This is a genomic window from Mucilaginibacter sp. P25 (genome assembly GCF_050859465.1).
In the GTDB taxonomy this organism is placed as follows: domain Bacteria; phylum Bacteroidota; class Bacteroidia; order Sphingobacteriales; family Sphingobacteriaceae; genus Mucilaginibacter; species Mucilaginibacter gossypii.
Genome location: NZ_CP193937.1, coordinates 2,488,555 through 2,500,410, shown reverse-complemented (window position 1 = coordinate 2,500,410; position 11,856 = coordinate 2,488,555). Strand labels below are relative to the sequence as shown.

The 11,856-nt window shown below is 42.1% G+C and carries 14 protein-coding genes; all 14 read left to right on the top strand.

The window, feature by feature from the left end:
- The first annotated feature begins 1 nt into the window (after nt 1).
- The 14 genes from ACRQ5D_RS13025 to ACRQ5D_RS12960 all read left to right on the top strand — a co-directional run bounded on the left by ACRQ5D_RS13025 (nt 2) and on the right by ACRQ5D_RS12960 (nt 11,852).
- Entirely contained in the window at nt 2-1,138 is a 1,137-nt protein-coding gene (locus ACRQ5D_RS13025; RefSeq protein WP_432329161.1) for a glycosyltransferase family protein, read from the top strand.
- A 53-nt stretch (nt 1,139-1,191) separates the two neighbouring features.
- The gene (locus tag ACRQ5D_RS13020) at nt 1,192-1,323 is read left to right on the top strand and encodes a hypothetical protein (protein ID WP_432329159.1); all 132 of its coding nucleotides are present in this window, start codon (nt 1,192-1,194) and stop codon (nt 1,321-1,323) included.
- The gene (locus tag ACRQ5D_RS13015) at nt 1,304-1,786 is read left to right on the top strand and encodes a glycosyltransferase (RefSeq protein WP_431200780.1); all 483 of its coding nucleotides are present in this window, start codon (nt 1,304-1,306) and stop codon (nt 1,784-1,786) included. Before ACRQ5D_RS13020 ends, ACRQ5D_RS13015 begins: the two co-directional genes overlap by 20 nt.
- Nucleotides 1,780-2,217 carry a glycosyltransferase gene (locus tag ACRQ5D_RS13010; protein WP_431200779.1) on the top strand — a complete coding sequence of 146 codons (438 nt, stop codon included), beginning with the start codon at nt 1,780-1,782 and terminating at the stop codon, nt 2,215-2,217. The genes ACRQ5D_RS13015 and ACRQ5D_RS13010 overlap by 7 nt, the downstream gene beginning before the upstream one ends.
- On the top strand, nt 2,214-3,431 hold the full coding sequence (locus ACRQ5D_RS13005) for a hypothetical protein (RefSeq protein ID WP_091174015.1): 1,218 nt from the start codon (nt 2,214-2,216) through the stop codon (nt 3,429-3,431). Before ACRQ5D_RS13010 ends, ACRQ5D_RS13005 begins: the two co-directional genes overlap by 4 nt.
- Before the next feature lie 3 nt (nt 3,432-3,434).
- Nucleotides 3,435-4,718 carry a glycosyltransferase gene (locus ACRQ5D_RS13000; protein WP_431199777.1) on the top strand — a complete coding sequence of 428 codons (1,284 nt, stop codon included), beginning with the start codon at nt 3,435-3,437 and terminating at the stop codon, nt 4,716-4,718.
- Nucleotides 4,719-4,928: 210 nt separating this feature from the next.
- Nucleotides 4,929-5,594, top strand: coding sequence for an FkbM family methyltransferase (locus tag ACRQ5D_RS12995; protein WP_432329157.1), 666 nt, complete (start codon nt 4,929-4,931; stop codon nt 5,592-5,594).
- Nucleotides 5,595-6,752, top strand: a complete 1,158-nt coding sequence (locus ACRQ5D_RS12990) for a glycosyltransferase family 4 protein (RefSeq protein WP_431199776.1) — start codon at nt 5,595-5,597, stop codon at nt 6,750-6,752.
- A gap of 98 nt (nt 6,753-6,850) precedes the next feature.
- Nucleotides 6,851-8,260: an exosortase Y-associated Wzy-like protein gene (locus ACRQ5D_RS12985; RefSeq protein ID WP_091174023.1), complete on the top strand. Its 1,410-nt coding sequence runs from the start codon at nt 6,851-6,853 to the stop codon at nt 8,258-8,260.
- A gap of 82 nt (nt 8,261-8,342) precedes the next feature.
- A complete protein-coding gene (locus ACRQ5D_RS12980) occupies nt 8,343-8,966 on the top strand; it encodes a class I SAM-dependent methyltransferase (RefSeq protein ID WP_091174026.1) in 624 nt (207 codons plus the stop codon).
- Nucleotides 8,963-9,826 carry a glycosyltransferase family 2 protein gene (locus tag ACRQ5D_RS12975; RefSeq protein ID WP_091174031.1) on the top strand — a complete coding sequence of 288 codons (864 nt, stop codon included), beginning with the start codon at nt 8,963-8,965 and terminating at the stop codon, nt 9,824-9,826. Before ACRQ5D_RS12980 ends, ACRQ5D_RS12975 begins: the two co-directional genes overlap by 4 nt.
- A complete protein-coding gene (xrtY, locus tag ACRQ5D_RS12970; protein WP_091174034.1) occupies nt 9,823-10,389 on the top strand; it encodes an exosortase Y in 567 nt (188 codons plus the stop codon). The genes ACRQ5D_RS12975 and xrtY overlap by 4 nt, the downstream gene beginning before the upstream one ends.
- Nucleotides 10,355-10,927, top strand: a complete 573-nt coding sequence (locus ACRQ5D_RS12965) for a putative colanic acid biosynthesis acetyltransferase (RefSeq protein ID WP_223266184.1) — start codon at nt 10,355-10,357, stop codon at nt 10,925-10,927. Before xrtY ends, ACRQ5D_RS12965 begins: the two co-directional genes overlap by 35 nt.
- Nucleotides 10,928-10,958: 31 nt before the next feature.
- Nucleotides 10,959-11,852, top strand: coding sequence for a hypothetical protein (locus ACRQ5D_RS12960; RefSeq protein WP_432329153.1), 894 nt, complete (start codon nt 10,959-10,961; stop codon nt 11,850-11,852).
- Nucleotides 11,853-11,856 lie beyond the last annotated feature (4 nt).

The window sequence follows — 11,856 nt, the reverse complement described above, 5'->3', positions numbered from 1 at the left end:
CATGCGCATACTGCTTTCATTTTTACAGGATAAAGTAAGCAGACCACATCCTGTACCTTCATATCGTTTTTGGCAGCATTATATTAAAAATGGTATTATTGAGGCGGAGATGAGCTATATTGAAGTACCGGAGGTTGACTGGGCGGAAGGATTAGTGTATGACGAAGGTTCGGTTGCGTTGCAAAACTGGCAGGAACGGAGCTGGCAGGCAACCCTCAATTACATCAAAGCCAACCGGCAAAATATCGACATTTTTTTAAGCTACTTGTATCCCAAACAAATACTTGCAAAAGCAATAGAACAAATCAGGAAAATGGGCATTCCGTGTGTTAATTTTTATTGCGATAGCGTGCGGGAATTTAAAACAGTACCGGCAAAGTTCAGGATCTTTGATCTGATCTGGGTACCCGAGTATGAGGCTTTACCTCTCTACAGGAAGGCAAGGGTCAAACATATCAACTTACCGATGCCGATGTGGGTTGAACCCCAATTAAGGTGTCGCACCCCGCTTCATGAAATACCGGGGGTATCATTTATCGGTTCAAAAGACATCCTGAGGGAAAACCTGTTGGGCCAGGTCATTCAAAAAGGTCTGCCGGTAAGCGTTCGTGGAGCCGGCTGGTTAGCACAGAGTGCAGGTCCGGTATTTGTTCCTGGTTCTGCTTATCAAAAACTTATTAATCAGGTTAACTTCGTAAAACAGCAGGGCTTTTCCGGCTTAGCAATCAAAGGGCTTCAGCAACTGACCAAATTTACTGTAGTCCCGGTTGGCGACGATCATATATTTCCAAGACCAGATTTTGACGAGTATATCAACATCACTCAAAGCAGCATGGTTACTTTGGGGATTAACCGGGTGCCAACTTTTAAACGTACACATAATAAACCACTAACCTACTCACGCTTGCGGGATATAGAAGCGCCAATGCTTGGCGCCTGCTACCTTACCGAATATTGCGAAGGCATTGAGCAGCTTTATGATACCGATAACGAAATTAACGTTTACCGCACGGTTGATGAATTGGTACAAAAAACTACTGAACTGCTCAACAATAAAGAAAAAAGGAATAAATTAAGAATCAACGGGCAGCAAAGGGTCTTGAACGACCACGCCATTCCGTCATCGCTAAAAAAATAAAGAAGGCCCTTTTTGGCACCTAAGCTTACCGATAAGCTGTTGTACCCAACAAATTGAAAATAGCCATTATAGTAAATCCGCTGATCCCGGTGCCTCCCGAGCAATACGGCGGCATCGAACGCATTGCTTTTATGCTGATCCAGGAACTTAAAAAAAGGCCACGATATTACCCTGTATGCCAATGAACATTCGCAGCCGGGCTGTAAACTCATCGGTTACCGTGAATCGGCTCATTATGGCGTTAAAGATCTGCTGAAAATTAACCGGCTTACGTCAAAAATTGCTTTTCAGCATTTTGATATTGTACATACCTTCGGTCGCATGAGCAATATTGCGTTGCTAATGTTAAGCCGAATCCCAAAAATCGTATCCTATCAGTTGCCCCCTACCGTATCGCAGGTAAAAAAGGCGGTAAGTATCGCTCATAAAAACACATTGAAATTTACCGCTTGCAGCAATTACATAGCCAATCAAATCAATGCGTTTGCTGATGTAACTACCATTTATAACGGGGTGGATTTAAACGACTACGATTTTAATGCAGGTGTTCCCGATGATGCCCCGCTCGCTTTTTTAGGCCGGATCCAACATGAAAAAGGGACAGCTATTGCCATACACACGGCAAAAAAACAAATCAAAAACTGGTAATAGCAGGCAATGTACCCAATGAGCCAATACACCAGCAATATTTTAATGAACAGGTAAAACCCCATATTGATGGCGAGCAGATCAAGTACATAGGCCCGGTCAATAACCGTCAGAAAAATGACTTGCTTCGTAACTCAAAAGCTTTCCTGATGCCGGTAACCTGGGATGAGCCCTTTGGTATTGTAATGGCCGAAGCACTGGCCTGCGGTACACCCGTTATCGGTTTTAATCGCGGCGCAATACCGGAGATAGTAACTAACGGATTAAACGGTTTTGTGTGCGATATGGAGGCCGACATGATAACGGCGATTAACAGCATTGACTCAATCAGCAGGGCCAGCTGCCGGAAGATAGCGGAACAAAAATTTAGTGCCGGTGTACTGGCCAAACAATACGAAGAATTATACCAACTGGCACGGGACAAAGATTGAAGAACGTTACTTTTATAACTACCGGCCAGCCAACTACTAACCCTCGCCTCGTGAAGGAAGCCGAAACTTTGCACAAGCTTGGTTATAGTGTTAAAGTGATCTGCTGTTTTTACCAGCAATGGGCCCAAAAAACCGATGAAGCTTTAACAGGCAAATATCCCGGTATGTACATTTATTGCGGTGGTGATCCGGTGATACAAAAAGCAACTTACCTTAAAACCCGCATTCGCCAAAAGTTAAGTACGCTGCTGTTTAAATATACCCGGCATTTCGATATACCTGAGAACGCTATCAGCCGCACACATACCGAAGCATTGTCTAAAGCTAAAAAAATAAAAACAGATCTTTATATCGCCCATAACCTCGGCGCCTTGCCCGCAGCCATACAGGCAGCAAAACATTACAACGTAAAAGTTGGTTACGATGCGGAAGATTTGCATTCGGGACAGTTTGCATCAACTCATAATGAAGGTTACAAACTCAATAAATACATTGAAGAAAAATACTTTCCCTATGTTGATTATTTTACTGCCGCCAGTCCGCTCATTGCAGAATTTTATCAACGCCAATACCGCTATTTAAAGCCTGTTGTAATAAACAACGTGTTTCCTAAAACAGCGCTGCAAATCAGCCCTAATTATAAAGCTCACGAACCATTAAAACTGTTTTGGTTTTCGCAAACAGTAGGCCCCGAACGAGGATTGGAAGATGTAATTAAAGCAATAGCTGCTACAAATGGGCATGTTCGGTTACACTTGTTAGGCAGCAGCAATGAAACTTACAGATATGCATTGTTGAACCTTGCCAAAGAACTTAAATTAAATGCAGACCAGTTGTGGTTTCATGAGCCCATTGGAGCGGGCGAGATTTTCGATTTCGCGAACCAGTTTGATATTGGCATAGCCACCGAAACAGGCATTCCTTTAAACAGGGATATCTGCCTTACCAATAAAATTTTTACCTACATACAATGTGGACTGGCAATGATAGTGAGCGATACGCAGGCGCAAGCCTTATTTATGGAGCAATATCCGGGTACAGGAAAACTATACCAAAAAAGCAACCTGCAATCACTAACGGATTGTATCAGCTTTTACCTCCAAAACCCGGATATTTTATACCAAACCCGTTTACAAAACTACCAGCTTGGCCAAACAGCATTAAACTGGGAAACCGAAAGCCGTACTTTTTTAAGTCTTGTTCAAAAAGTATAACAATTGAATAAAAAGCTGCTCATTATTTCGCCATACTTCCCGCCGGTAAACGCGGCAGATATGCAGCGCGTGAGGATGAGCCTTCCTTATTTTGCAGCCTGCGGCTGGGATGCCGAAGTGGTGACCATTGATGCCCAGTATGCCGACCTGGCAAAAGACGAATTGTTGTTGCAAAGTCTCCCTCCGGGCATTAAAGTTCACAAAGTGAAAGCATTCCGCAAGGCACTCACTTCAAAAGTTGGGTTGGGCAGTATTGCCATCCGCTCGTTATGGTATTACCGCAAAACGGTTAACTGCCTGCTGAAGGACAACAAATTTGATCTTATTTATTTCTCAACCACACAGTTCCCGGTTTGTACGTTGGGTGCTTACTGGAAAAAGCGATTCGGGGTTCCCTACGTCATTGATATGCAGGACCCCTGGCATTCCGATTATTATATCAACAAACCTAAAAGCGATAGGCCGCCAAAATATTGGTTCGCTTACCGTTTAAATAAATACCTGGAACCCATCGCCATAAAAAATGCGTCCGGGATTATCAGTGTATCTGCCGGTTACATTGATCAGCTCAAATTACGTTACCCGGTAATTCAAAAAGTTCCGACCGCTACCATAACCTTCGGGGCATTTGAGCCCGATCTGCAAATAGCTAAAACTAACCAAAAAAATTTTGCAGGGTTGCTTAATGACGGCTTTATCAATGTGGTATATATCGGCCGCGGAGGGAAGGACCTTCACAAGGCCATTAGCCCGGTGTTCGACGCATTAAGAACCGGATTGAATACCAATAAAGAGCGGTTTGACAAAATCAAACTCCACTTCATCGGTACCAGTTATGCCCCCGCCGGGCAAGGGATCGCTACTATCCTTCCCCTGGCAAAACAATATGATATGGAAGAACATCTTGTTGAAATTATCGACCGCATCAGCTACTATCAAGCTTTGCTCACATTGCAGCAGGCCGACGCTCTTTTTATACCTGGGTCAGATGATCCTAAATACACAGCATCAAAAATATTCCCATACCTGCTCACAAAAAGGCCGGTTTTGGCCGTATTTAATGCCGCAAGCTCTGCTATACCTATTATGCAGCAGTACGGTGTAGAACATGTTTACAACTATGATGACGTTACCTCCGAAAACTTATTTATATTTTTTGAGCAATTAATTAAGGGTAATTTCCAGACTGTTGAATATAATGCTGATGCCATCGAAAAATATTCGGCACTTGAAATGACGTTGGCGCAGTGCCGGTTATTTGATAGAATTATTTATGAACGCCATTAAACGAACTGTCGGCTTTATTTTAAAACATCCTTTGGGAAAAAACATCCGGCAAAAGCCTTATGGCGGTTTGCCTGGTGGCAGGTACAGTCAAGGCTTTCAAGGTCGAAGTTCATTATAAAACCTTTTGTTGGTGATGTTAAGTTTTATGCAACCAAGGGGCTGAGGGGTATTACCGGTAATATATACACCGGTTTACATGAATTTAATGATATGGCCTTTCTGCTTCATTTTTTAAAGCCGGAAGATATCTTTTTTGACATTGGCGCGAATGTGGGTTCATATACGCTGTTGGCTTCCGGCATAGCCAAAGCTAATAGTGTTACACTTGAACCTGTTAAAGCAACTTTTGATATTTTAAACAGCAATATCGGGCTTAATTATTTGCAGAGCAAAGTAAAGCTTATTAATGCCGGCGCCGGCGCAACAGCGGGCGAGATCAGATTTTCGGCCGATGAAGATACCGGAAACCATGTTATTACTAAAGATGAGAAAGGCAAAAACACTGTTATCGTACCTATAATCACTATTGATTCATTATTGGAAACATACAAACCCGCTCTTATCAAGATAGACGTGGAAGGTTTTGAGACCGAAGTGCTTAAAGGAATGGGATCTACCCTTGATTCGCCTCTGCTAAAGGCAATCATCATTGAGCTTAACGGTAGCGGCGGCCGGTACGGTTTTAGCGATCAGGATATTCACAAGTTGTTACTATCAAAAGGTTTTAGGGCGGTTGCCTATGCCCCTTTTAAACGCGTTTTAACCGGGTTAGATACATTTGGTGCATACAATACTATTTACTGCAGAGACATTGAACTGATAAACCATCGCCTTCAAAATGCAAAAAGTTTTAATATAATGGGCGAGACCATCTGAATGAAAAATTTGGCTGTAGTTATCACTCACCCCATACAGTATTATGCACCGGTATTTAAGCTCCTGTATGAACGGCAAAAAATAAACGTCATGGTATTTTATACCTGGGGCGAAGGCGGTTTGCAAAAATTTGATCCAGGCTTTGGTAAAACTATCACTTGGAACCTTCCGCTCCTTGAGGGTTATCCTTATGAGTGGGTAAAAAACATTTCGACCGATCCCGGCTCGCATCATTCAAAAGGAATTGATAATCCCGATCTTATCAGTCAAATAAATAACTGGCAGCCCGATGTTATTATGGTGTACGGCTGGTTTTACAAAAGCCATCTCAAAATCCTCAAATATTTTAAAGGCAGGGTACCTGTTATTTTCCGGGGCGATTCAACTTTACTTGATGATAAAGGCGGTATCAAATCCGTATTGCGAAGCCTGTTTTTAAAGCGGATTTACCGCCATATTGATTGTGCACTATATGCAGGGTCAAACAATAAGGCTTATTTTAAAAAATGCGGTTTAAAAGAAACGCAGTTATTTTTTGCACCGCATGCTGTAGATAATGATCGCTTTGCCGAAGACAGGACCAATGAAGCCCTTACCCTTCGCAAACAGTTAGGAATAGCTGATGATGAAAAACTCCTGCTTTTTGCAGGCAAGTTTGAGTATAAGAAAAACCCGCTGTCGCTGCTTGAAGCATTTATCGACGTAACACAGCCGGGCACCCATCTGCTATTTGCAGGAAATGGTATTTTGGAGATAGAACTGAAAAATAAAGCAAGCCGGCATAAAAACATCCACTTTATTGATTTCCAAAACCAGCTTTATATGCCGGTGGTTTATCAGGCATGTGACATTTTTTGCCTCCCTTCAAAAGGCCCCGGTGAAACCTGGGGGCTGGCCATAAACGAAGCTATGGCCTGTAGCAAGGCCATACTTATATCAAGCAAAGTGGGCGCGGGCACCGATCTGGTAAAGGATTATGAAAACGGACTGATCTTTAAAGCGAACGACGGGGTTGATCTAAAAAGCAAGCTAAAAACATTGCTACTCTATGATAAAACCGCTTTATTTACAATGGGGCAACAGTCCAGGGAAATTATTGAAGGTTGGGGCTTTGTCAAACAGGTTGAAGCGATAGAACAATTGGTATTAAGTCAATAGCACCTGTCGGAAGTCATGAGTGAGGTTTCTTTCTCCATTTATTGAGAACTGACAAAAAACTAAGGCCAATTTATAAATAACACAACATTAGTTAGTAAATGCAGAACAGCAAATCGATAGAACGGTATATTGTGTTGTTTATACCATGGCTGCTGGCGCTGGCATGTAAAAGTGATAGTGTGTTATCCTATTTTATTTCATGGGGTGGTTCATTTTTTATATTCCTGATTACGCTTACCGGTTGGGTACGTCCAATCCCAAACGACCGCCCCATGGCCGAACAATTGATGAGGCCCTTATTTATTATCCAGATAATTTTTGCGGGGTACATGTGCAGCACATCCATCTTTTATTTTATGAATACCCTCGGCTATGAAAATTTCAAGCACGTGTTTATTCACACGTTAAAGGATAAAGACACTCTGGGCTTAATTGCCCAATGCCAGCGCTATTACTGCCTTGGGCATGCTTCATTTGTGATGGGCATACTTATTTTCATGAATTATCCGGTAACTAAAAAATACTACGTCGAAACCGAAAGGCTGGCAAATCTGCTCATGACGTCGGCAATTATCAGTTTTCCGCTTTCGCTGTTATTTCTTAAGATACCAGGCCTTTCCCAATTTTATTACCAGTTTAGCTCATTGAGCTTTATTGCCGGTACATTGGCGCTGGCCTTTGCCATACCACTAAAAAAAGGGGCCAATACGCTCATCTGCCTTTTACTATATGCCTTTAATTTTTACCAGGCGCTTACATCGGGGTTTAAAGAACCCATTATTATCAGCGTACTGGTTTTAGGGATCTTCCTATATCCTACCTATAAAAAATTAGTAACCATCACTTTTGTCCCTATCATTGTTTTATTATTTACGGTTTTACCAACATATAACCATATTTTCCGGGCCAATGCATGGAATGGAGATGCAGATAGCGACGAAGCCTCACAACTGGCCCTTGACGCAGCATTAAATAGTGATAACAGCGATGTTGACGAAACTAACTGGGATTTTTTAGTATATCGCTTAAGCGAGATCGATATGTTTACCCGCTTTGTGCAGTCGACACCTAAAAATGTGGATTTTTATGGATTGGATATTGTTAAACAATCGGCTATTGCGTTGGTGCCGCGGATTTTCTGGCCCTCCAAGCCAATTACCGAAGCCATGATCATGCAGCGCGTTTATGATGCCGGGGTGGTTAACCGTAACTCTTCCGTATCAGCCAAACCCGCCTACATCGTTGATGCGTATCTTTCAGGAGGTGATTGGGGGATCTTTATTTTCCTTTTCGCTTACGGCGCCCTCGCACAGCTAATAGCTGTTAAAGCCGAAAAACTTTTTGGGGGATATATATTAGGCACAGCACTTATATTTTCGGGCCTGTTTCAGATCATGTGGCGCGGCATCAGTTTTGAGTTCCTGTTCAATACCATCTTCTGGAGCTATATCAGCATGCTGCTCATTCATAAGGCATTGTTAAATTCTAAAATTTTAAAAGAGATTTGAATTACGCAACCGATCGATATGATTTTGAAAGAACTGTCTTAATGAAAAAATATAAAAATGTGGATCCGCAAATAACCATCGCATGAGCGCTTATAAAGATTACGATTATCCCGATGCAAGCCCTTGCCATGTATTTAAGGAGCTCGAGAAACCGCTTATGTCGTTATTAAATAAGGATAACAACACCAGCATTCTCGACCTTGGCTGCGGCAATGGTCACCTGGTAAATTATTTATTGGCAAGGGGATTTAATGCTTATGGTATCGATGCATCCAAACCAGGCATTGCTATTGCCGATAAAATAAATCCCGGCAGGTTTTTCGTTCATGATCTTTCGGTTGAAGGGGTACCGGAGCCATTAAGAGCTATACAGTTTAATACCATTATATCAACTGAGGTTATTGAGCATTTGTACGACCCCTACGCGTTTATACGCCTTTGCCGGGATGTTTTAAGCGAATCAAAAGGTGAGCTCATCATCTCAACGCCTTATCATGGTTATTTAAAAAACCTGTTTTTGAGTATTTTAAATAAATGGGATAATCATATCAGCCCTTTGTGGCAGGGCGGACATATCAAATTTTGGTCGGTTAAAACGCTGACACAAATCCTCAATGAACATGGATTTGAGGTAACAGCATTCAGGGGCTGCGGCAGGTTCCCTTATTTTTGGATGAGCATGATCATTAAAGCCAAACTCAAGTGAGCGAGAGCCTGGATATTATTATCTTAACTTTTAATGAGGAAAAGAACATTGGCGACTGCCTGCAAAGCGCGGCGGCGCTAAAAGCCAATATCTATATTGTTGATTCAGGTTCAACGGATACCACACTGGCCATTTGCCAAAGGTATACACAAAACGTCTTCAGCCATCCATTTGAAAATTATGCAGCCCAGCGTAACTGGGCTTTGAATAACCTGCCTTTAACAGGTACCTGGGTACTTAACCTGGATGCTGATCACCGGGTAACACCAGAGCTTGCCGCCCAGCTTAACGATATTTTCTCCAAGCCCATAGATGCTGAAACAAATGGTTTCCTGATCAGCAGGCGTACCCTATTTATGGGCAAATGGATCAAACATGGCGGCCACTATCCAACATACCACGCCAACCTGTTCAGGCGCGGCTTCGGGCATTGCGAAGAAAAATTGTATGATCAGCATTTTAAAGTTACCGGTAAAACGCAGGTACTTAAAACTGATATCATCGATGTAATAACCGATTCGCTTACCAGTTTCATTGCCCGGCATAATCATTGGGCAACGCTGGAGGCACAATACCTTGTTGAACAGCAAAACACCAAGGTTGTTGATGATAACGGCAAGCTGGTACATCCACGTTTATTTGGCAACCCTATGGAGCGGCGCCGGTATATGAAAAACCGATATGAGTCGTTTCCTTTATTTGTAAGGCCTGTAATTTATTTTACCATAAGATACTTTATAAAATTGGGTTTTTTAGATGGAAAAACCGGGCTGGTATTCCATTTTTTACAAGGATTTTGGTTCAGGTTTTTGATTGATGCAAAAATTTATGAGTTACAAAAGGAGAGCAAAAAACAATGAAACAACGTGCTTTTTTAAATAACCCGGCGATACGGTTCGTGCTGTTGTTTGTATTGCTGTTTGCCATTTTTTATAGCTTTAATATTTTCTTTTTCGGCATTACTAATCCCGGCGGAAATTATAACGCCTTTTTAGCCGAACACCTGAATTATATTGCGGCTTTGAGACAGGTTTTATTGGATTGCAGTGTCATGATCCTGAAGTGGCTTGGTTACGCTGCTATTGATAATAATTCCGAGTTACTGGTTGCGGGTAAAGGGACACTGGCTATTGTATACAGTTGTCTCGGCTTAGGGTTGGTCAGCTTCTTTTCGGCATTTGTGCTGGCCTATCCGTCTCCGTTGCGGTCAAAATTGGTATTTCTCATTTCAGGCATTTTAGTTATCGAATTTTTAAACGTGATTCGTTTTGTTTTACTGGCCATCTTCTGGTCGAAAAAGGCAAACCGGATAGTTGATCACCATACCATTTTTAATATACTTCTTTACATTATTATAGCGTTTAGCCTGTATATTTGGATCAAACGTAATGATAAGCTTACCGGCGCTGATGTTCAGAACTGACCTTTCAACTTATAATAATTATCCTTATCATCCGGGCGGCAACGTTTTAAAACGCATTTTGTGGTACTACTGTAACGCCATATTCTTTAAAACAAGCATTATACCCTCAAGTGCGTTCAAAGCATTTTTGCTGAAGCTGTTTAGTGCCAAGGTGGGTAAAAATGTAACTATTAAGCCTTGCGTAAACATCAAATATCCATGGAACCTGCATATCGGCGATGAAAGTTGGATAGGTGAAAATGTATGGATAGATAGTTTAGTGCTCATCCATATCGGCGCGCATGTTTGCCTGTCGCAGGGGGCTGTGCTGTTAACGGGCAGCCACAATTACCAAAAAACATCCTTTGATTTGATAACCAAAGGCATAATTTTGGAAGACGGCGTGTGGATCTGCGCCGGGGCTATGGTAAATCCGGGCGTGACGGTAGCATCGCACGCGGTATTAACCAGCGGTTCTATCGCTACAAAAAACATGGAGGCGTACGGCATCTACCAGGGCAACCCGGCGGTAAAGATCAGGGAACGGGAAATCAGTTAAAACTTAAACATCATCTGCTTAAAATAATTATATGCTGAAACAAAAACTACAAACCCACCAAATCATTTTATTGGTTATCAGCGGGATTGTTTTCATTATGGGCATTATGCTGATCATAGCTCCAGCAGCCATTTACCCCGACCCCAGCAAGGGCTTCCAGGTAATGCGCTCAATGGAACTGGGTTCGGCATTTAATGTCATGGTTAAACCCGATCAGAACGATATCAGCAAAAACACTTCAGAATTCCTCGCCTGGTGGTCGCCGGGGCAATACCTGGTGCCCTATTTCTTTAAACTTATTTTTGGCGTCAACACAGGTCGCGCTTCTTCAATAGTAACCCTGCTATTTTCGTTATCCGGCATTTTCGGCTTTTACTATTTCTTTAAAAAAGCAGGGTTTACACCAATGATCTCGGCTTTAAGCGTACTATTCATCGTAATTCAGTTATCTTTTTTTACACCTTATGTATTTTACAATGGTGGCGAGGTACTACTTTTTGGTTACACCGGCTGGTTTTTATACGGATGCATAGCCATTGAAAAAATAACCTGGAAACTGGTCGTATTCCTCTTTATAGGTGGAATATTAGGCTTCATTTGCAAATCGTCATTTTTATGGATGTATGCTGCCACTTGCCTTTTTTTATGGCTTAGGTTTTCAATGGGAACCAAAGACATCATTCGCTGGATAAAAAATGGCATATGGATAGGAGTCCCTGCGGTATTATCCTTATTTATGGTCTATCATTTTTATCTTTCAAAAGGTGCTAACCCCTCGTCGATAACCGGAAGTATGAAGCTGGTTTGGGAAACTTTTGGCTTTCCTTTTGCCTCGCCAATATTAACCGCTTTTTCGGTAGATGACCTTACAAACGGCCTTTTGTTTCATGATGACCCTCCCATGTTTACTTACTTTTGGGGGTGATAAT